Consider the following 22891-nt stretch of genomic DNA (forward strand, 5'->3'; position numbering starts at 1 on the left):
TAGGTCTCCCTGAAGAAGTGGAGCGCATTTTAGGGAATTATCTCAAACCTGCAAGTCTTTTTTTCGATCTTTTGTTTGTTCGATTAAAAATAAAACAATTCTAAGTGGTGGGCATAAATATTCAGCAATGAATGGTTATATATTAGCTACTTGTACTTATACTTTGTAGATATGATTAAAAGCCAAGTGATGCATAAAATAATATTTTCCAAAAATAAAACAAAATCAGACGTTTGTTAATAGAGAATTTAATTGAATGAAGAGAGTAATAATACTTTTTAAAAGTAGTAGGTTGATACTATTGAATAAAAATTACACTTATTCTTGCACATTATTCAAAGCTGGGTAACATGTAACGGCAATTTATATTTTAAAAATAATAATTAGGTAAACTTTTATGAACTCTCCGAAACTTTTAAACGTTATTATCGCGTTGATTTTTGCTATTGTTGCTTATTTTATCGCTGATAATTTATTAAACACTTCTCTATCCATCGCAATTTTCGTCTTTATAACAGCAATTATCACTTCTTTATTTGGCTCTCAAAGCAGTTTAGCTGAAGAAGATGATGGTGAAGTCAGTACACTTTATGTAGGTAATTTACCTTATCGAGCAAACGAAGGTGCAGTAAGAGCATTGTTTTCAGAATATGGTAATGTCCATTCGGTACGCTTAATGAAAGATAAACACACAGGTAAAAGACGTGGTTTTGGTTTTGTTGAGATGTCAGCCTGTGATGCAGATAATGCTGTGAGCCAGTTAAACGACTCTGAATTTCAACAACGTACGTTAAAAGTGCGTGAAGCAAAAGAACGTCCAGAGAAATCTGATAACAATGAATAAGATGAAATATTAATTTTCAATTATAAAAGCCGCATAATTTGCGGCTTTTTGTTAGCTGACGGTCCAATACTTAAAGTTAATTCTTGCCGCTTATATTTATGAAGGCTCTTTTATAAAAGGAGTTGTTACTTTTTCTAACTGTTGTAGATTTTCTTGATAACTTTCTAAATGAGAAAACTCAGCTTCGAATACTTTTTCAAACAGTGTGAAAAATTGTCCATTTTGATTTTCTAGAAGCCTATCTGTTTGATCTTGCAATACTTGCAGTTGCTTCACGAAGTCAATCAATGGTCTCAATGTCTTCTCTTGACTTGGCAGTACTTTTTGATCGGCATTTGCCACTTCGCTATAAGCTTGACTCACTTTTGTCGTTTTACTCTGATATAACTCCATGGAAAATTCAGCGATTTGACCAGTATCAAAGCCTAAATTCATAGCGTGATCGAACGCTTTTTCGATATCACCTTTAAAAAAATCTTTCTGCAACATATTGACATCTTTAATTAATGAAGCAATTGCTTGTTGTTCATCGTCACTAATATCGCCTTCAATCGTGTAGCTAAAATGCGTAGTTCGATAGCTAGAACTTGAAGATTCAAATCTTTCCACTTGATCTTTGTCATTCGTATACCTGTCATTTTTTTCTGCTTGTTGAATATCACTAAATGCAATGCTGACTTTGTCGCCATCTAGTGTGGTGATAACTAGATCACTTGTTCTTTTTGATGATGCGTAAAGCTCTGTATTCAAGGACGTTACTATATTTTCAGAGTCTAACTTTGAAACCTCAGAATCTTCAGATTTTTCAGCTTGGTTATTAGTTGGAAAATAGGATTGTTCTAACTCATCAATTCCCTGAAAAATTAATCCTCGGCTTTTTTCAATACCATTTGTAAGCTCATCATCAAGCACACCTAATTCATCTAATTCACCAAGCGCTTGTTCAAAACCTCGTGTCACCCCAGTTCTTGCTTGGTTAAACATAGCTTCTAACTCATCATTTGAACTTCCTTCTTCTTTTGCTAAACGAATTCTTCCACCAATAAAGTTCAAAACGTTTTCCGCGACTTTTTCAAAATCAAACAAGGAAGTGTTATTTTCTTCTATTACATCAATTTCTTCCGATGTGATTATCTCTCGGCTGCTAGATGAAAACTGCATAGATATCGAGTGTTGAACAACCTTCATCCCTAATGGACCATTACCTGTCAACGCCACATTATCTAATATCTCTTGTCGATACGATTCTAATGGATGAGCCCTATGATGTTCATGAGCTTTAGTTGTATGATTTCTTTGAGGTATTTGTGCATCAGCTATATTATCTACTTTATTCATCATCATAATCTCAAAAAATAGGTGTGTAACGTTATCGGCAAAATTGCAAAAAACTTAATGAAAGTTGCTCACTTGCTATATTTATACTAGACAAAATTTTGATGAACGCTAAACTCTGCGCTCTTTATTCAGTGCGCCATTAATAACAAACCTAAGGTAATTTCATGTTTAGTCATATAGATCCAATCAATTACGATAAGCAATTGCTTGAAAAGCAAGAAAATATGACAGCTTTATTTCGTGATTTTAACTTTTCTGGCTTTGATATATTTACTTCAGAGCCGATGAATTATCGCCAAAGAGCGGAATTTAGAGTATGGCATGATGGTGATGATTTGTATTACATCATGTTTGATCAAGCAACGAAGAAAAAATTTAAAGTAGAATATTTCCCTGTTGCTTGTACCTTAATTAATGAACTAATGTCAGCCTTATTAACGATGGTTCGCGATAAACCAATGTTAAGAGAACGCCTTTTTCAAGTAGACTTTCTTGCGACATTAAGCGGTGAAGCAGTTATTAGTTTACTTTATCATAAACAATTAAGTGATGAATGGCAGCAACAAGCACTCTGGCTGAAAGCACAATTAGCAAAAATTTGTCCGATAAATATTATCGGTAGAGCGAAAAAACAAAAAATCATTCTCGAGCAAGATTTTGTTACCGAAAAATTGACTGTTGCTGGTCAAGAATTGATCTACCAGCAAGTTGAAAATAGCTTTACCCAACCTAACGCTAAAGTAAATGAAAAGATGTTAACGTGGGCGCAAGATGCAACGAGAGATAAAGGTGGTGATTTAGTTGAGTTATATTGTGGTAACGGTAATTTTAGTATTGCCCTTGCAGCAAATTTTGATCGAGTCATTGGTACAGAAATCTCCAAAACGTCAGTCAAGTCAGCACAAATTAATATCGCTCAAAATAACATTTCAAATATTGATATTGTTAGAATGTCGAGTGAAGAGTTTAGCCAAGCGATGAATGGCGAAAGAAAGTTTCGTCGCCTAGAAGGCTTTGATTTAACGAGCTATAACTACGACAGTGTCTTGGTAGATCCGCCAAGGGCTGGCTTAGACCCTGATAGTATTGAGTTAGTCAGTCGATTCAAGCACGTGGTTTATATTTCATGTAATCCTGAAACTTTAAAGGATAATTTAACGGAATTAGTTAAAACCCATAAAATAGAAAAAATGGCCTTGTTTGATCAGTTTCCGTACACCCATCATATAGAAACAGGGGTGATTTTAACAAAACGCTAAACCAGCATAGTTAATAATGACTTGAGGACAACCACTGACTTAAGGTTTTGGAGTTTCTATGCGCTGCGCAAGCTCCATCGCACCTCGCGCAATAAAACGTAACTGTTGAATAGTGCGATAAGCGAGTTGTTCTCTGTCTTTTTTATCAGCATCTAACGCATCTGAGCCAGCACTAAAAACAATAGTAACAGCCGCATTTGCTTGTAATGCCGCAACTTCAGCATCTAATTTATTAGCCTGTTGTAAATAATCACAAAGCTCTAGCGTAAAATAGCTAATTTCTCTGTTTACCGCAGCACGAAAAGCCGGCGATGTCCCTGAGCGTTCGCGTAAAAGTAAACGAAAAATATTGCCGTTACTTTCAATAAACTCCATAAAAATTCGGACAGAAATTTGAATGACAGAACCACCTTTTTCAATGCGTTGGCGTGCTTGACGCATTAACTGACGAAGCGTTAACCCTGCTTCATCAACTAAAGTAAGACCTAACTCATCCATATCTGAAAAATGACGATAAAATGATGTTGGCGCTAACCCCGCTTCTTTCGCGACTTCTCGTAAACTCAAACTTGAAAAACTCCGATCAGCACTTAACTGGCCTAATGCAGCATCAATTAATTGTCGACGTGTTTTTTCTTTTTGTTGCGCTCGAATTCCGCTCATTTTTCTACCTTAGCTTATTACTACCTTTAATATGATACTGAAATTAAAGTGTATTACTAGCACTTAAAAGCAACTTCAAACTGATGAATTATTCAAACTTAGTTAAAGAGTCGAATTAATACTTGACTCATCTGGTATGACAACTAAAATAGCGTACACGTGTACACTGAAAGTTTTATTTAGAGATTACCCGGAAGATTCATGAAAAAACCTAAACTTATTTGGTTGAATGTCGCTGTTTTCGTCATCACCTTTTTATTTGCAGCAATAGCTGTGCCTTATAGAGCAATTACCCACGGTTTTGATAGTGCAGAAATCATCATGGCATTGTTGTGTTTTATTTATTGTGGCATGTCAATTACTGCCGGGTATCATCGTTTATGGTCTCATAAAACTTATCAAGCACATTGGTCATTACGCATCATCTACGCTTTAGGTGGAGCTTTTGCATTACAAAACAGTATATTACATTGGTCATCTGATCATCGAGTACACCACAAACATGTCGATAATAATGATGTCGATCCTTATTCCGCTAAGAGAGGATTTTGGTACTCTCACATTGGTTGGATGCTAAGAGAATACCAAGCACATCGATATACCAATTATGAGAATGTGCGGGATTTACAAAAAGATCCCATTGTTATGTGGCAACATAAACATTATTTGTTATTAACGATTTCCCTTAACTTTGGTATTCCACTGTTGTTTGGCTTATGGCATGGCGATGTGATCAGCAGTCTACTATTGGTTGGATTTTTACGATTGGTATTAAGCCATCACACGACTTTTTTCATCAATTCCCTTGCTCATATTTGGGGTAAGCAAACCTACACAGAAAAAAACACCGCGCGTGATAACGGGTTTTTAGCATTTCTTACTTTTGGCGAGGGGTATCATAATTTTCATCATATCTTTGAAAATGATTATCGTAACGGCATTCGCTGGTGGCAATTTGACCCGACAAAATGGCTGATTAAAAGCTGTGAATATCTTGGTTTAACCTATAAATTACGGAAAAGTCCTGAAGATAAAATAGAGAAAGCACGATTATCTATGATACTTAAACGTAGCCAACAAAAGCTGAGTGAGCACCCTGACGCGGAACAACTACTTGAACGTTTACAGCATGAGTACGATGCCTTAATTAATAAACTAAATGCTTACTACGATATCAAAAAAACCTTAATTGCAAACAAGCGAGATAAACTCATCGCAGACGTAGAACGCTCAGAACTTGTTGCGCAATATAAAGAATTAAAACAGCGATTAATTGATCAGCAACAAAGTTGGCAATTTTTTATCGAAAAACTCGCTTAAAAAACAATTTATTAGTTACCTAATCCCCATTTCCTGCTAAAATTTTTATATCCGTAGGAACTGGGGTTACAGTCTTGACTAAGCAAACATCTTCAACAAGCAAAAAAAGTAAAAAACAATCATTCGATTTTGATGCAATCATCATAGGTACCGGCCCTGGTGGCGAAGGTACTTCAATGGAACTTTCAAAAAGAAATAAGAAAGTCGCTATTGTTGAACGATATAAGGATGTTGGCGGGGGTTGTACACATTGGGGCACCATCCCTTCAAAGGCATTACGTCAAAGTGTAAGACGATTAATAGAATACAACTCAAATCCATTATTTCGCCAACATGAAAAAGCCAAACACTTAACTTTTCCTGATATTTTGCAACATGCTGCAGCAGTGATCAGAAAACAAGTGCAATTGCGCAGTGGTTTCTATGATAGAAATAGAGTGGAACACATTGTCGGTGAAGCGTCATTTGTAGATAAAAACACCTTACAAATTTTAAAAAGTGATGGTTCTGTTGAACAAATAACAGCGGCACAAATTGTTATCGCCACTGGTTCTCGTCCTTATCGACCTGATGACATTAACTTTAAGCATTCCCGCGTATATGACTCAGATACAATTTTATCATTAACCCATGACCCACGTTCTATCATCATTTATGGTGCAGGTGTTATAGGTAGTGAATATGCATCAATATTTAGAGGCTTAGGCGTTAAAGTAGATTTAATTAATACGCGTGATCGTCTACTTTCCTTCCTTGATGATGAAATGTCTGACTCATTAAGTTATCACTTATGGAACAATGGTGTGGTAATTCGCCACGGTGAACAAATTAAGCGTGTTGAAGAAACAGAAGAAGCTGTTGTTGTTCATTTAGAGTCAGGTAAAAAAATGCGGGCAGATTGTATGTTATTTGCCAATGGTCGCACAGGTAATACTGCTGACTTAAAAGTCGAAAATGCGGGATTAAAAGCTGATGGTAGAGGTCAGCTTAGAGTGAACGACCACTACCAAACAGACGTTGAAAATATTTATGCTGTGGGCGATGTTATTGGTTACCCAAGCTTAGCAAGTGCGGCCTACGATCAAGGTCGTTTAGCGGCTGATGCAATGATAGATCAACAAAGTACAGCTAAATTAATTGCTGATATTCCAACGGGTATTTACACCATTCCAGAAATTAGTTCTGTCGGTAAAACAGAACAAGAATTAACAGAAGCCAAAATACCTTATGAAGTTGGTCGTGCTCAGTTTAAACACCTTGCACGAGCGCAAATTGCCAATAGTTTAGTTGGTTCATTAAAAATTCTATTTCATCGTGAAACAAAAGAAATTTTAGGGATTCATTGTTTTGGTGAAAATGCAGCAGAAATTATTCACATTGGCCAAGCAATCATGCAACAAAAAGGTGGCGGTAATACTATTGAATACTTTGTGAATACCACCTTCAATTATCCAACCATGGCTGAAGCCTTTAGGGTAGCCGCATTAAATGGACTTAATCGTTTATTTTAACAAAACGATAAGTGATTAGAATTGGTAAATATTAGGGAAAACTCATGAAATTTTTTACTTTTACACTAGTAACCTTGATGAGTTTTCTAATATTTACTACTCCTGTCGTCGCTAATGACACTAATAGTGAACAACAATTTACTGTGTATTTAGTCAGACATGCGGAAAAAGTATTGACGCAGAAAAATCCTCCTTTAACGCCATGTGGAGTTAAGCGAGCAGAACAACTGTCAGTTATGCTTGAACAAGCAAAGATAAAAACGATCTACAGCACAAAATTCGTCAGAACAGAACAAACTGCAGCTCCACTAGCGAAAAAGCTGAATATTCAAGTACAAAGTTATTCTCCACGCGATTTAAAAGCTTTTGCAAGTAAGATCAAACAAGCAAAAAACAATACTGTGATCGTAGGGCATAGCAATACTACGCCTCAATTAACTGCGCTGATTGCCAATACTTTAGTGAAAGAGATAACTGAACAAGAATATCAAATGTTATATCAAGTACAATTTACGGGGGATAATGCTCAATTAACTCTTTTAAAACAACCACTCAGTTGTCAATAAACTGAATGTAAATGAATAATTCCCATCCATAACGTGTTATTTTATCAAACCAATACGTTTACTGGTTAACGGGTACTTTGACACGCCCTGCTTTTATTAATTTAATGTTAGTAATTTTATATGGCTTACCCCATTGTTGTATTGTCATCATATTTTCTACCTTCTCCCCCTGAATGCTCACAACTGCCCCATCTTGTTTAAAAGCATTGTCTAAATTTAGCGGTAAAAGTTTATCGCCACTATGGGTGATCAATCCGTAAAAACCTCCCTCAAAATTCAAATACTTAATTTTTGCCTGCTGCCATTTCATTGCATCATCCTTCACACCAGAAACTTTCTTATCATGTGTTACTGCATTCTTGTCTGTGACAACTGTGGTGGTATTTTCAAGAGACTTTTCTGTTGATTGCTTTTCTGCTGCTTGATTACATCCCATTAAAGTGAATGCTAATAAAGCTAAACTTGCGGTTATTTTCATCATACTATCTTCCTTTCTACTACGGCTTATTACTGCATATATTTATCGCAATTAAATGCTGATTGCTGACATAAGTGTACACGTCATTTAACTGGCTCACATAAAAAAAGGAGCCTATAGCTCCTTTAAGATATCTACGTTAGATTTTTTACTTATGGTACTGCTTACTTTGTTCGCGCACTGCTTTGATAAAATGTCCGGCATGCTCTGGGTTTACATCAGGGTGGATACCGTGACCTAAGTTAAAAACATGGCCTGTACCGCCTTCTCCGAAGCCCTTAAGGATAGTTGCAACTTCTTCTTCAATACGCGCTTTAGGTGCATACAACATGGAAGGGTCCATATTGCCTTGTAAAGCAACTTTATCACCAATGCGCGCTTTCGCGTTAGCAATATCAATTGTCCAATCAAGGCCAACCCCATCACAACCTGTTGCCGCGATGCTTTCTAACCACATGCCACCATTTTTGGTAAACAAAGTTACTGGAACTTTTCTGCCATCGTTTTCACGCGTTAAGCCATCAACAATCTTAGCCATATATTGCAATGAGAAGTCTTTATAGTCACGTGGTGATAAAACTCCACCCCAAGTATCGAATACCATGACGGACTGAGCACCTGCAGCAATTTGAGCGTTCAAGTAAGAAATAACCGAGTCCGCTAATTTATCTAAAAGCAAATGGAGCGTTTGAGGCTCTGCAAACATCATTTTTTTAATCTTGGTAAATGCTTTAGAACTACCACCTTCAACCATATAAGTTGCTAATGTCCACGGACTACCTGAGAAACCAATTAATGGCACTCGCCCTTTTAGTTCTTTACGAATAGAACGAACAGCATTCATTACATATTGCAACTCGCCTTCTGGATCTGGATGACCAATTTTTTCTACGTCAGCTTTACACGTTATAGGACGCTCAAACTTTGGCCCTTCTCCCGTTTCAAAATATAAACCTAATCCCATGGCGTCTGGAATCGTTAAAATATCACTGAATAAAATTGCTGCATCTAACTCAAAACGGCGAAGAGGTTGAATGGTGACTTCGGTGGCAAGTTCAGTATTACGGCATAGCGCCATAAAATCGCCAGCATCTTTACGTACTTCTTTATATTCAGGTAAATAACGACCTGCTTGTCGCATCATCCATACAGGAGTGTAATCTACAGGCTGACGCATTAACGCGCGTAAATAAGTATCGTTTTTTAATTCAGTCATGAATGGTTTCCATTAAATCAAGTGCGCGCATTCTACCATTGTGAATTTTTTTGATCTATGTTCTAAATCAAAACATCCAAAATAACGCGTTAACAAATAGAATTTTACTAAATAACTTCTTTACCAATCATGAACTTAGTTTTAACAAAAATATAACGTTTGTTTTTTAATCAGAAATACGAATAAACTCGTGGTATAAATGCTCTAATAAAGTTGTTGCAAGGGTAAAATCTGTTTGCTATAAATTGTCCCGCGCTAACGGAAAAGAATAATAATAAAAAGATAAAACTAAGAAGAAGCTAGTAAAACTAGACCATACAGCGAGCATTTCAAGCCTTACTTTTGTAAGGCTTTTTTATTGCCTAAAATAATGTGGATGCATTGAATATTTAATCTTTGAGTGCTTTGAACTTAGCCTAAATATGCTTTAAATTTACAAATAGTTTTCAAAGTCATTAGTTTCACAGGTCATTAGCTGAACAAGTTTAGGATGAACAAATAACTTTTCTTTACCCTCTTTAATTTCAGTTAAAACGCCAATATCACAAAGTTGTTTAAGATAAACCGACGCGGTTTGTCTTTTCGCTATGTCACTATCAACTAAATTACTAATGCGACAATAAGGTTGCTCAAAAATAACTTTAACCAATTCATAAGTATAAATTTTAGGTAACTGTTCACGGATATACTTAGTTGTATGCTCAATCAGTTCACGCACAGCGGAAATCTTATCTGTTGTCCATTTTGCTGTTTCTTCAACAGCTTTAAGTATATAAAGTATCCACGGTTGCCAATCACCATTTTGAGTAACACCACGTAATAATTGATAATAATCAGCTTTGTTTTGCACAATATAATGACTTAAATACAGGATAGGTAACGTTAATAAATTTTGATCTATTAAGTATAAAATATTAAGTACACGTCCTGTTCTACCGTTACCATCAATAAAAGGATGAATAGCTTCAAATTGATAATGACTGATAGCCATTTTTACCAGTGGATCAATATCGTCCTCTGTATGAAGAAATACCTCCCAATTAGCCAGTAATTCCCTTATCACTTGTTCGCCTACTGGCGGTGTATAAATTATTTCACCCGTTGCTTGATTACTTAACGTTGTACCAGGCACTTTTCTAATATCCATTTGTGCTGATTTTATTGTGCTACATATTTCAACTGCTGTATTAGTGCAAAGTGGGCGTTGCTTTAATTGCTTATAACCTTGATATAAAGCAGTTCTATAACGTAACGCTTCTTTAGTTGCTTGATCAGCATGGCTGTCTTCTTGTGCATACTGAAATAATTTATCTGATGTAGTGACAATGTTTTCAATTTCAGAACTGTCTTTCGCTTCAAGCAAGGGTAATAAATTAATCAATAAACCTTGATTAGGAAGTAAATCACCCGCCTGTTTAAGTTCAGCTAACGCAGCACGAGCAGGAATACACGCTTTCAAAATAGCTATGTTTTCTGTCACATCTACACTTAGTGGTAGTGTGGGCATTTCATTAAATGGAAGATCCGCTCGCCAAGTCATATTTATGTTTTCCGTTTTTATCGACACGAATTAAGCATATGTCTATACCATCAACATGTAAAGGCAACATGTTTATAAAAGTTAAAAAAGTCGACACGTTTTGATAGGAATTAGTTTAATGTCGATGGGATAAACATAAAAAATTTAATTAAAACGAGGGTGTATTCATCATGAAAGTTAAGGGACTTGTATGCAACGGCAAAGCGTTTATAACCCGACTTTTCACGTGGCAAATAGAAAGAGCTGCTGCTTAAGCTTAAGGCTAAAGCCCTAAATATACCTACAGCCCTATTTAACTAGGTTTATATATTTTTCAAACAGCAGAACGAGGCTTTAGCCTCATATTAGCCTTAAGGCTTACCTTCCTAAATACAATTTCAATAAAATAATGCTTTAGTTAAACAATCACTGATTGTGAAAAAATGGTTTTACTTGGAGTTCTGTAAATAACTGTACCAAGTAAATGTACTTATGTTTTATTCACACTTAATTAACAATGGGTTATGATAAGAAGAATAAAGAGAGGGGAAGCTCTTACTCAATTAAAAATAAATATAAATGGATTTTAAACTATGTCTAAGTTTCACCTATACTTAATCACTGTATTTTTAAGTGCATTACTTTCGGCTTGCGGTGGTGGAGGTTCAGGCTCTGCAAACACCACGAAACCAATTCAAAACATATCTCCTGTAGCAGATGCAGGAATAGCTCAAACTATTGATGAATTAGTTGAAGTATCATTAATTGGTTCGGGGACTGATGTGGATGGAAACATAGTAAGTTACAGCTGGTCACAAACAGCAGGAACAGTTGTAGAATTAACAAATTCTGATAGATCAACAGCTACCTTCGTTGCTCCTGATATCACATCCGATGAAATATTAACTTTCCAGCTTACTGTTACTGATAATGATGGGGGGACAGCAAATGATACTGTAGATATCAGCATTACTAGAGTCAACCAGTTACCCGTAGCAGATGCAGGAGTAGATCAAACCATTGATGAATTAGTTGAAGTGTCATTAATTGGTTCAGGGACGGATGCGGATGGAAGCATAACAACTTATAGTTGGTCACAAACTGCAGGAACAGTTGTAGAATTAACAAATTCTGATACATCAATAGCTACCTTTGTTGCTCCTGATATCACATCTGATGAAATATTAACTTTCCAGCTTATTGTTACTGATAATGATGGCGTTATAGCAAGTGACGCAGTGGATATCACAGTAATTCACTTAAATCAGCTACCTGTAGCAAATGCTGGAGATAATAAATCTGTTCAAAAAGGGACAATTATTTCATTGAATGGCACTAATTCTCTAGATCCAGAAGGCGAAACGATAACCTATGCTTGGTCTCTTGTCTCTTCAGGGACTAATGTTTCAATACAAAACCCAAGTTCCGAGCAGCCACAAATTACAATACCAATAGTCTTAGCTGATGAAAAATTGTTGTTTCAACTTATAGTGAATGATGGAAATAAAGATAGTCTTCCCGATATTGTAGAAATAACAGTACTTAAAGGTTGTAATGATGGCTATATTAACAGTGCGTGGTTTTGCGGGGATGAAGAAGCAGAACAAGTTCTTCAAGGTAACGCAACTGTACAACTACCATTAGATATCTATCCACTTCCAGCAGAATTTGGACTTCGTTGGCGTATCATTCAAGCATTACGATTACTTGGTTATGAAAAGCACGGCATTAATACTGGAGAGACGGTTGATTCAACAAAATTACGTGAAATTGATGAAAAATTAGCTGCTATTGAACCTGTTATAGCAACCAAATCAGATAAACTACCAAATTATATGGATATATCAGGACCTAACTTTGCTGACAACCTTTCTCAAACTTTTGCTGCCCACTTATTTTCATCGATTTTTGACTTAATTAACTCTGGAATCACTCAATATCAAAAGCATACTAATGAGTGCTTAATTGCCAACTTAGTACCTCAAATGTGTGGCGCTTTAATTGACATGGGAGTGTCTTCAGGGTCTTGCAAGAACAATCCAGTCTTTCTAGATGAAATAATAATACAAACACCAGAGTTGTTTAGCTTTGACTCTCAAAAGCGCTCTGCTATTAGAGCGGATGAACATCCATATGATGAAACTGTTTCTAGCACTTTTTCCTATGTGAGTGTATTAATACATGAAATGGTGCATGATCTAGATGCTAGATCTGGAGATAGCGAATATATGCATCCTATCTATGATCGAAAAGAAGTTTGCTCAGATAAACTAATTGATTATATGAATAGCTCAATAAATCCTTTTGTTTTTGCTTCTGAAGATTATGGAAATCAAGATGTTAAGGACTTTGTTAGCAGATATGCATCTGGTTTAGGTAATGCAAATAATAGTTATAGATCTTGGGAAGATGTTGCAGAATCTATAACATCTTACATTTTACTGCCTGAATATTTTAGAGACAGAATGCAGCATAGTGAGTTATTGCAAAATAAATACAACTGGGTGCGTGATGTTGTGTTCAATGGAATTGAGTTTACTAACCCTTATCTTAATAGTACTGATTACAAAGTATCTGGTACAACCTCAGAGTTTTATACTGAAAATGAACTTAGTCGTTTTAGTATTACTGATATAAAAGTGCTAAATTGATTGTGACAAAATATTCTCTAGTAGTTACAGCTTTTATGTTTGATGCCCGACCTGTTGATTTTGTTTAAGCTATGGAAATAGAACACTACTAAAATTATATTTTGCATTGATGTATAATACGCTGTTACTCGTTTTAACTTCTGATAACAGCTTATTAGAAAGTAAAACTATGTATGCATACACAAACCAAGCAGCCCCAGTGCATCCCCAGAAAATAAAATTAACTTTAAGTATTTATATAACAAAGACTTAGTATATATTTGAGTATTTCTTTTGTAAGGCTTTTTTATTGCCTGAACCATCAAAAATTGACAATTTTTTATCATTGCTTCTTAATAGTAATAGCTACCAATAATTAAAAATAAATTATTTATTTTTATTTTAAATTAATTTGAACTAATTCAGAAAACCCTGCTCTTACTATACAGAAGTGTTATCTCCCATAGTATTTCATGTTTTTATAATGCATTTGTTTGAATTCAAGCAAATGCTTTTTTTTGCCTAAAATTTAAGAAAATATCTCCCATAAAAAAACTCGTACTCTTTTCCAAAAATTTTGGCTCAGACTACGAGTTTTTTATGTATAGCATTAAATAACTAAGGGTAAATATTACTGTTCAAAGTAAAATTTATTACGCTTATTATCATAGTTACCTACTTCGTTCATGGTTTCGCTGTTATATAAACGACCATTTACCATGGTATATATTATGCGATCCGATAAACGAATATCTTGGGTAATGTCACCATCAACAACAATCATATCCGCTAATTTACCCACTTTAAGTGAACCAATTTGGCTATCTAACCCTAAAGTTCTTGCGGGGTTAATTGTGGCAGTGCCTAGTGCTTGAAGAGGCGTCATGCCACCTTGTGCCATCATCCACATTTCCCAGTGCATGGCTAAGCCTTCACGTTGTCCGTGGCCACCTGAGTTTACGATGGCTCCTAAATTTTGCAGCTCAGTAGCAACCGTCGCAACGTTAATATGATTATAGTGATGATGTGGTGCTTTAGGACGACGCATAGAACGCGGATCTAAAATTTCACTCGGCACATATTGACTTAATCGGGGATGTTTCCACACGTCAGTGGTGTCATACCAATAGTTTTCACCGGCAATACCACCAAAAGCAACGCCCATAGTTGGCGTATAAGCCATGTCAGATTGCGACCATAGTTGCTTAACATCATCATATATTACGGCCGTCGGAATAGAATGTTCTAACGTTGTATGGCCATCAATCAGCATAGTTAAGTCATGTTGCAATAACGAACCACCTTCTGGCACTACCATCATTTTTGCTTCACGTGCCGCTTGAATAAACTGCTGACGTTGGTTTCTACGCGGTTGGTTATAACTTTTAACGGAGAAGGCACCTACTTTCTTTAAACGCTCAACATGAAATTTCGCGTCATCAAGTTTATCAACATGCGCAGTATAACCTGCAACCGTTGCACCATATAAAATAGTACCGGTTGAAAATAACCGTGGCGCAACAATTTGACCGGTTTTTTGCATTTCACTTGCCGCAAAAAATTCAGTGGTGTCATTGGATGGATCATGAATTGTTGTTACACCTAAGGCTAAACCTGCATAGTTTTCCCAGTTTTGCTCTGGGATAATTTCACTGCTGCCTTGTGGACCATGTGCATGGGCATCGATAATACCTGGCATAATAGATTTTCCGGTAATATCTACCACCTTGGCATCACTAGGTATTTCCACGCTACCCTTCGCACCAATTGCAGAGATTTTATTTCCGTTCACGACGACAACGCCATTATCAATTACATGTTCACCTTCCATAGTGATCACTTTACCACCAACAAAGGCGACAACACCTGCAGGCTTATCTGCTTTTTTCTTAAACCCTAAGTGAGTAACCACTGGCTCGGACTGTTTATTTTCAGAATCAGCTTGTCCGTTAAATTCAAATAAGCCATTGACAGAAGCTTGATATAAATCGGCCCCTAAACTCCAATACAATTGATCAGAATCACCATTCCAATTAATACCTTCGCCGGCTCTAACGGATAATTGTTCTACAGGTAAGTTATTTGCACCCGGCCCTGTATCTATAACATCTCCACGTTCTACAAAAGGTGTAACAAAGACCTTAAATCGCTCTGCAAACGCTAAATGTTTGCCATCTGGAGATACTTGATATTCGGTCGCGAATTTACCTTGATATAACGCCTGTGTTTTCTTATCCGCTAAATTGACTTTAACTAACTGTGTTTTTTTACCTTGTTGGATCAAGTAAATATGATCGTTATTCGCATCAAAGTGTGGTTTAACTCCAGATTCAGTAATTAAACGAGCTTTGCCGCCTTTCGTGGCAACGGTATAAATACCCGCATTTAAACCCCATTTAGGATCTAAAATAGCGCCGCCCGAAACTTTACGATACACCACGGTTTTACCATCTGGCGAGAAACTAGGTTCAATGTATTTGCCTGGTTCATCCGTGATCACTTTCCCTTTACCACCACGTGTTGATACCACGCGGATTGCACCTAATTTATTATCATCCCAAGTAGCAAACACTACTTTTCTACCATCTCGTGAGAAGCTTGGATTTAATTCAAAATGATCTTTCTGTCTCGTTAACCGTTTTGCTTTTCCTGTTGTTTTACCTTTAGCAATGCTCTGTATATAAATATGACCTAAGGATTCAAAAACCACTTTTCTACCGTCGGGAGACACCTCAACATCGCGCAACATTTTTATATCAACATTGTCTTGGTCAATATCTTGCTGGAAACGTAAGTTGGTTTGGATTTTCTTTGTCGTTTTAACATGAAATGGGATCACTGAGCTTTTACCCGTTTCTATATCCAATTTATTGATATTGCCGCCAGCCCAAAACACCATCCCTTCGCTTTCAGGTAACCACGCCATGTTTGGATAGACACCATGTATTGCCCAAGTTTCTTGCATATCACGGTCTAATCCGGTGAAAATTTTACGCTCTTCACCACTTTTTAAATCATATAAATATAAATTTGACTGAAAATCATCACGACTAACATAAGCAAGATATTTACCGTCAGGTGATGGTACAGGTCGAATCGCACCACCTTTACCTGAAACAATAACGTCAATTTCACCCGTAGCTAACTCAAGACGTTTAATTTTATAAATGCCTTTTTCAGAATCTTTACTGTAATGAAAAGTTTTTCCTGGCGTTGCGTCTTGTGAAAAATACACATATTTTCCATCATGAGAAAACGCAGGCTCACCTAAATCTTTTTGTTCATTTGGACGTTTAGTTAACATCACGCCACTACCGCCCGTTTTATGATACAGCCATACTTCGCCCGCACCTAATGAGCGTGAACCGGTATAGTGTTTGCGGCCGACTAGGTAATTACCATCAGGTGACCATGCAGGACTATTTAATAAGCGAAAGGTTTCTGAGCTCACCGCTTTTCCTTCACTACCATCGGCTTTCATGATCCATAAATTATCGCCGCCATCTTCGTCAGACGTAAAAGCGATATGCTTGCCATCAGGACTAAAACGAGGTTGCATCTGCCAGGCAATATCGGTCATTAACGCTTTAGCTTCTCCGCCGCTGATCGGCATCGTATAAATATCGCCTAATAAATCAAACACGATATTTTTCCCATCAGGACTCACATCGACGTTCATCCATGTGCCCTGAGTCACATCAATATTGGCTGTTTTAAAAATGCCTTGCGGATCATTAACAGACCATTTTTCAGGTTTACTTTCTTCATCATAGAAAGCAGAGCTAGACGCTGAAAATACTAAAGCGACAGAAAGTGCTAACGTTTTAATTTGTCTTCTTTTTTTTGTATTAAAAGTATGAGGCATGCTTGTTGTACCTATTGTTTTAAGTGCTTATTGTTAAATAACTGAGTAAAAATGAATAATTGTATACAATTTTTAGATAAGATAATAAAGCACACTTTAACTACAGAATAAAGTGTGTTTCGATAAAATACATTTTAAACAAGTTAAGTCCCCTTTGTTTATAAAAGCTAATCTAATAAGAGTGTTATTAGGTACAGAAGAGCATTCTGCAAAAAAACATCAAATAATACAGAAATCATTTCTAAAGTTGCCTCTTAGTTTTAAAGCTAAAATTATTTATATTAAAGAATATAAATTAATTTTTAAAAATATGGATGGCAAGTCAGTTTATAATTCCTTATAAAATTTCTCGACTTCACGTTTTATTTACAACTAATTCACAATCTAGTAGTGTTAAAGTGTAAATTACAATATTCAATTCATTCGACAGAGAAGAAGAGCATGATAAAAAAAATAATGAAAAAACGACTTGCTGTTTGTATCGCAATGGGCACAACTTTAGCTACGGCGTCAAGTACAGCTGATGTAATAAATAAAGAACAATCACAGTTAGAAGCAAACTTAACAACTGTACAACCTGAGCATATGAGTATCGATAAGTATGCAGGTTATTATTATAACGGTAAGGTTATAGCTGATTTACCTCAAGTCATTAATCAAATTTGGACAGGTTATTTAAATTCGGCCAATGGTGGAAAAATTACTTATAATTTTCCTAAAGGAAATGGCCTAACGGGTTTATATAACAATCCAAAATATGGCTTTACAGCAGGTGAAGGCCTAAGTGGTTTTTCAGAATCTCAGAAAGAAAGTACCCGTGAAAGCATTCAACTTTGGGATGATATAATTGCCCCGAGTTTTATAGAGCGTGGTTCTAAAGGTGCTGATATCCAATTCGCTAATAGTGATGATCCAGGGCAAGCTTATGCCTACTACCCGGAATACGGCTTTACTAAGGCTAAAGGTTGGAAATTCTTTGGTGATGTATTTGTTGCAACCCCTGCAATTAACTGGACAAACAATTGGTTAGGTTTTGGTGGTTACGGTGCAACTACTGTCATTCATGAAATTGGCCATACGCTAGGGTTAAGTCATCCTGGTGCCTACAACGGTTCTGGCGCAACAACTTATGCTGATCAAGCGGAATATGCTCAAGACAGTACTCAGTATGCGATTATGTCTTATTGGGGCGACCAAGAAACATCAAATCAACCATTCGCTTTTGGTATAGTTGATTGGTCTACTGGCTTTTACAACAACGCACAAACACCGCTAGTACATGACGTCCTTGCCGCTCATCAAGCGTATGGTGCAGATCCTACAACTCGCGCAGATGATACAACTTATGGTTGGAATTCAACGGCTGGTAGAGATGTATTTGATTTTACAAAAAATTACTTTCCATATCTAACAATTTATGATGCTGGCGGAAATGACACTCTTGATATGTCAGGTGCAAATGCTAGTGTATTTATTGATTTAGAATCAGGATCTTTCAGCTCAGGTGCTGCTTCAGTGCCAAGTGATGATGTTATTAACGCTAGACGACAAGCAATAGCTGATGCAGGTGCATCAGTTGGCCCTGTTACCCCTGGTACCAGTGCATTTTGGCAAGATTTGACGACATCTGCACACGAAGGCTTTCTTGCTATTGAAACAGGTGTAAGCGGACTAGGTGTTACATCTCATGACAATATTTCAATTGCCTACGGCACTATCATTGAAAATGCCATTGGTTCAAGTGAGAGAGATTATTTAAAAGGTAACCAGGTTGCAAACGTTTTAACAGGTAACGGTGGTGATGATGTCTTAAATGGCTTTGCTGGCGCAGATACCTATAACGGTGGTGAAGGTGCAGATACATTTGTATTTTCAAACATTGAATCTGGTGACGTTATTGCTGATTTCACTACTGGTGAAGATGTTATAGATCTAATCGCAACAGGTGTAAGCTTTACATTTGTAAATGATACAGAGTTCTCTAATCTAGCTGGTGAGCTTCGTTTTGCAGATGGTGTACTTTCAGGCGATGTAGACGGTGACGGTTTAGCTGACTTATCAATTGATTTGAATGGTGCAGTATTATCGGGTGGCGATTTAATTTTATAATAGTTAGTAATTAATAAAATAACAAAGCCCCTTATTGGGGCTTTTTTATTATATTAAATACGAAAAGTTAGAATAAACGTAAAAATATTGGACCTATTTCTGATAACCCCAACGCGGCATAATTTTTTGCTCTATGTTCAGGTGATCTAATAATCTGCCAACCATAAAATCAATTAAATCATTGATGGATTCAGGGTTATGATAAAATCCCGGCGCGGCAGGCATAATAGTGACGCCCATTTGCGATAAACTCAGCATATTTTGTAAATGGATGGTCGAAAAAGGCGTTTCTCGCGGAACTAAAATTAACTGTCCTCTTTCTTTAATCACTACATCGGCTGCTCGTTCAATTAAATTATCGCTCATTCCTTGACTTATCGCGGCAAGTGTTCCAGTTGAACAAGGACATACCACCATTTTTTTCGGAGCTGCCGAACCCGAAGCAACCGGAGAAAACCATTGCTCCTTACCAAAAAACGTAATTTGACCTTCTTTGGCATTAAATTTTTCGGTTAATATTTTTCCTGCCGAATCAGGTGAACTGGGTAGTTTTAAACCAACTTCGGTATCAAATACCACTCGGGCTGCACTGGAGCAAAGAATATATAGTTGATGATCAGCAGCGACTAAACATTCGATAAGTCGTAACGCATATAAAGAGCCTGAAGCGCCAGTGATCGCAATAGTTATTTTTTCGTTAAAATCACTCATGCTTATTTCCTACTTTCTCTTCGTTAAACCAGCTAACAATTTGTCGTGAATGCCACCAAAGCCACCATTACTCATTACTACAATAGTATCACCTTCTTGAGAATCACTTATGATTTGCTCGATAAACTCATTCAAATTGTCGTTGACATAACAAGGTTGCTGACAATCGGCAATTAATGCCTCAACTGACCATTGTACTTTATCACCTTGAAAAACATAAACAGCATCGGCTTCATTTAATGACGCTGCTAAAGTATCTTTATGAACACCAGACTTCATAGTGTTTGACCTAGGCTCTAACACAGCAACTATTCGATGCGTCTGTTTTGCACTTACGCTACTTTGCTCGCCATTTTTTACAGCAACGTTTGCTCGCAAACCCGCTAATGTTTTGCTAATAGCCGTTGGGTGATGCGCAAAATCATCGAATATTCGAATACCATTCACTTCGCCCCTAAGTTCTAAGCGACGTTTGGTATTAACAAATTCAGCAAGTGCATCAATGGCAACATGAGCAGGAACTCCAGCATGTCGTGCAGCGGCGATAGCCATTAAGCCGTTATCAACATTAAAGTCGCCAATTAACGACCATTTTACTGTGCCTTGTAATTCACCTTTAAAGCGAACATTAAATTCACTGCCATCGGCAATTAACTTTTCAGCATGCCAACCTTGGGCTAAATGCTCTTGATCGGTACTCACTTCTACTGGTGTCCAGCAACCTTGCGTTAAGGTCTCAGCAATTGCATGCTCATTTTGTGGGTGAATAACTAATCCATTACTTGGCACCATTCTTATTAAATGATGGAATTGGCGTTGAATATCACTCAAGTCATTAAAAATATCAGCGTGATCAAACTCCATATTATTGATCACTAAAGTACGTGGTCGATAATGAACGAATTTAGAACGTTTATCGAAAAATGCCGTGTCGTATTCATCCGCTTCAATGACAAAGAACGGCGCATCCCCTAAACGTGCTGAACAATCAAAGTTTTGTGGAACGCCGCCTATTAAAAAGCCCGGCTTCATGTGCGCATACTCTAATATCCAAGTAAGCATTGAACTGGTGGTTGTTTTACCATGAGTACCCGAAACCGCTAACACCCAGCGATCTTTTAAAACGTTTTCAAGCAACCATTGTGGACCAGAAATATAAGGAATATTTCGATCTAACACATGTTCAACCATCACATTGCCGCGCGCCATGGCATTACCAATTATGACTAAGTCAGGCTCATCATCTAAATGTTCAACTAAATAACCTTGTTTTAATTCAATGCCTAATTGTTCTAGCTGTGTACTCATCGGTGGATAAACATTCGCGTCACAACCAGAAACACGATGCCCTAATTGTTTTGCAATGGCGGCTATTCCGCCCATAAATGTGCCACAAATACCTAAAATATGAAGATGCATAACTTTCCTAAAACGCTTTTATCACTCAATTTATTGGTACAATATCTAAGGATGTACCTTTATCTCGCTAATATACCCAAATCACGTTGAAAAAACACAATTGTTACCATAAGTTAATCATTTAAAAGTGCTAAAATAATAATTTGTATCGATTGATGGCTATTTTTTAACGATTCATTTTGCTAGTTTGTTCATTCAACGCTTTACGGTAAGGAAATTTGTGACTTCTCCTATTGTACAATCACTTCATATTTATCCGATAAAATCTGCTGCAGGAATTGCGTTATCAAAAAGTTGGGTTGATGACTTTGGCCTTAGTTTTGATCGACGTTTTGTGATCACTGATCTTAACGGACAATTTATTACGGCACGTACTCAACCTACCCTATGTTTAATCCAATGTTATTTAACTCCTGAGGGCTTGATATTAACGGCCCCTAATATGCCGCAGCTGGAAATTATTTTTAAAAACTTTAGTGAGCAATATCACTCTATTACGGTATGGAAAGATGATATCAATGCTTTATATTGTCATCAAAGCTATGACAAATGGTTTAGCCAATATTTGAACTTACCCTGCCAATTGCATTTTTTCGCCGATAAATCATCACGTAAAGTTAAAAATAGTGACAATCAAGTAGGCTTTGCGGACGGTTACCCACTACTTTTGATTTCACAAGCCTCCTTACTTGATTTAAATAGCCGGTTAACCGCGCGATATGATGAACATGCTAGTGTCACCATGGCACAATTTAGACCTAATATTGTTGTTAACGACACGCAAGCTTTTGCCGAAGATGGCTGGCAACGCATTCGTATTGGTGACGTTGAATTTGAGATAGTTAAACCATGTAGTCGATGTGTTTTTACGACGATAGACCCAGACAAGGCTGAAAAGCATCCAAATCAAGAGCCATTATCAACCCTAAAATCCTATCGTCAAGTTGAAAAAGGTGATGTGATGTTTGGGCAAAATATCATTCCTTTGAATAAAGGCCATATAAAGCAAGGCGATACCGTTACAATAGTAAGTTACCAATCACCGCTTCATTTTGTTTCTGAGCAGAAAGGAAGTAAAAAAGTCATAAAAGAAGAGAATACAACAGTGAATGAAGCGGCTATTTCAGAAAGTATTATCCCTAAAAAAGTAAATATAAATTTTGATTCATGGAATAAAAAGCATAAAGGCAATACCCTTGAGCCTATTTTAGATCAAGGTGAAGCCGCAGGCTTAATACTACCGTATTCCTGTCGAGGTGGCATGTGTGGTCGTTGCAAAATAAAATTAGACTCAGGCAATGTAAAACAACTCGCTGATGATGGCTTAACCGATGACGAAAAAGCGCAAGGTTATGTGCTAGCTTGTAGCAGTATTCCGCAATCTGATCTAGTTGTTAGCTCAAGCTAATTCAACAACGTAAGCAGAAAATAAAAGTGACCTCT

16 protein-coding genes are annotated in these 22891 nt (G+C 36.8%); 8 read left to right on the plus strand and 8 right to left on the minus strand.

What is annotated here, in order from left to right; translation table 11 throughout:
• Positions 1 to 397: 397 nt before the first annotated feature.
• The gene (locus tag RM573_RS15020; RefSeq protein WP_311583855.1) at positions 398 to 844 is read left to right on the plus strand and encodes an RNA recognition motif domain-containing protein; all 447 of its coding nucleotides are present in this window, start codon (positions 398 to 400) and stop codon (positions 842 to 844) included.
• A gap of 96 nt (positions 845 to 940) precedes the next feature.
• Here the strand turns inward: RM573_RS15020 and RM573_RS15025 are convergent, their stop codons facing one another.
• Positions 941 to 2185 (minus strand): DUF5610 domain-containing protein, encoded by a 1245-nt coding sequence (locus tag RM573_RS15025; RefSeq protein WP_311583857.1) that lies wholly within the window; start codon positions 2183 to 2185, stop codon positions 941 to 943.
• Positions 2186 to 2346: 161 nt separating this feature from the next.
• Here RM573_RS15025 and trmA point away from each other — a divergent pair, with 161 nt between their 5' ends.
• A complete protein-coding gene (gene trmA / locus RM573_RS15030) occupies positions 2347 to 3441 on the plus strand; it encodes a tRNA (uridine(54)-C5)-methyltransferase TrmA (RefSeq protein ID WP_311583859.1) in 1095 nt (364 codons plus the stop codon).
• A 39-nt stretch (positions 3442 to 3480) separates the two neighbouring features.
• Here the strand turns inward: trmA and fabR are convergent, their stop codons facing one another.
• Positions 3481 to 4104: an HTH-type transcriptional repressor FabR gene (gene fabR, locus RM573_RS15035; RefSeq protein ID WP_303449966.1), complete on the minus strand. Its 624-nt coding sequence runs from the start codon at positions 4102 to 4104 to the stop codon at positions 3481 to 3483.
• A gap of 201 nt (positions 4105 to 4305) precedes the next feature.
• On the opposite strand from fabR, the gene RM573_RS15040 reads away from it, so the two are divergent.
• From RM573_RS15040 to RM573_RS15050, 3 genes are all read left to right on the plus strand, one after another.
• A complete protein-coding gene (locus RM573_RS15040; RefSeq protein WP_311583863.1) occupies positions 4306 to 5424 on the plus strand; it encodes a fatty acid desaturase in 1119 nt (372 codons plus the stop codon).
• A 74-nt stretch (positions 5425 to 5498) separates the two neighbouring features.
• Positions 5499 to 6935 (plus strand): Si-specific NAD(P)(+) transhydrogenase, encoded by a 1437-nt coding sequence (sthA, locus tag RM573_RS15045; RefSeq protein ID WP_311583865.1) that lies wholly within the window; start codon positions 5499 to 5501, stop codon positions 6933 to 6935.
• Between the two features lie 44 nt (positions 6936 to 6979).
• The gene (locus RM573_RS15050; RefSeq protein ID WP_311583867.1) at positions 6980 to 7501 is read left to right on the plus strand and encodes a SixA phosphatase family protein; all 522 of its coding nucleotides are present in this window, start codon (positions 6980 to 6982) and stop codon (positions 7499 to 7501) included.
• 58 nt (positions 7502 to 7559) lie between these two features.
• On the opposite strand, the gene RM573_RS15055 is transcribed toward RM573_RS15050, so the two are convergent.
• The 3 genes from RM573_RS15055 to fic form a co-directional block, all read right to left on the minus strand.
• On the minus strand, positions 7560 to 7982 hold the full coding sequence (locus RM573_RS15055) for a hypothetical protein (protein WP_311583869.1): 423 nt from the start codon (positions 7980 to 7982) through the stop codon (positions 7560 to 7562).
• A 145-nt stretch (positions 7983 to 8127) separates the two neighbouring features.
• Positions 8128 to 9195, minus strand: coding sequence for a uroporphyrinogen decarboxylase (hemE, locus tag RM573_RS15060; protein WP_311583871.1), 1068 nt, complete (start codon positions 9193 to 9195; stop codon positions 8128 to 8130).
• A 433-nt stretch (positions 9196 to 9628) separates the two neighbouring features.
• Positions 9629 to 10735 (minus strand): protein adenylyltransferase Fic, encoded by a 1107-nt coding sequence (gene fic, locus RM573_RS15065; RefSeq protein ID WP_311583873.1) that lies wholly within the window; start codon positions 10733 to 10735, stop codon positions 9629 to 9631.
• 572 nt (positions 10736 to 11307) lie between these two features.
• Here fic and RM573_RS15070 point away from each other — a divergent pair.
• Complete coding sequence (locus RM573_RS15070; protein ID WP_311583875.1) at positions 11308 to 13365, plus strand: PKD domain-containing protein; 2058 nt, start codon at positions 11308 to 11310, stop codon at positions 13363 to 13365.
• A 610-nt stretch (positions 13366 to 13975) separates the two neighbouring features.
• Here the strand turns inward: RM573_RS15070 and RM573_RS15075 are convergent.
• Positions 13976 to 17209: an amidohydrolase family protein gene (locus RM573_RS15075; RefSeq protein ID WP_311583877.1), complete on the minus strand. Its 3234-nt coding sequence runs from the start codon at positions 17207 to 17209 to the stop codon at positions 13976 to 13978.
• A 441-nt stretch (positions 17210 to 17650) separates the two neighbouring features.
• Here RM573_RS15075 and RM573_RS15080 point away from each other — a divergent pair, with 441 nt between their 5' ends.
• A complete protein-coding gene (locus RM573_RS15080; protein ID WP_311583880.1) occupies positions 17651 to 19318 on the plus strand; it encodes a M10 family metallopeptidase C-terminal domain-containing protein in 1668 nt (555 codons plus the stop codon).
• Positions 19319 to 19411: 93 nt separating this feature from the next.
• Here the strand turns inward: RM573_RS15080 and RM573_RS15085 are convergent, their stop codons facing one another.
• Complete coding sequence (locus tag RM573_RS15085) at positions 19412 to 20029, minus strand: flavin prenyltransferase UbiX (RefSeq protein ID WP_311583882.1); 618 nt, start codon at positions 20027 to 20029, stop codon at positions 19412 to 19414.
• 9 nt (positions 20030 to 20038) lie between these two features.
• Positions 20039 to 21448: a UDP-N-acetylmuramate:L-alanyl-gamma-D-glutamyl-meso-diaminopimelate ligase gene (gene mpl / locus RM573_RS15090; protein WP_311583885.1), complete on the minus strand. Its 1410-nt coding sequence runs from the start codon at positions 21446 to 21448 to the stop codon at positions 20039 to 20041.
• A gap of 220 nt (positions 21449 to 21668) precedes the next feature.
• On the opposite strand from mpl, the gene RM573_RS15095 reads away from it, so the two are divergent.
• On the plus strand, positions 21669 to 22856 hold the full coding sequence (locus RM573_RS15095) for a YcbX family protein (protein ID WP_311583888.1): 1188 nt from the start codon (positions 21669 to 21671) through the stop codon (positions 22854 to 22856).
• The last annotated feature ends 35 nt before the right edge of the window (positions 22857 to 22891 follow it).

The sequence above is a fragment of the Thalassotalea castellviae genome (assembly GCF_031846185.1).
In the GTDB taxonomy this organism is placed as follows: domain Bacteria; phylum Pseudomonadota; class Gammaproteobacteria; order Enterobacterales; family Alteromonadaceae; genus Thalassotalea_H; species Thalassotalea_H castellviae.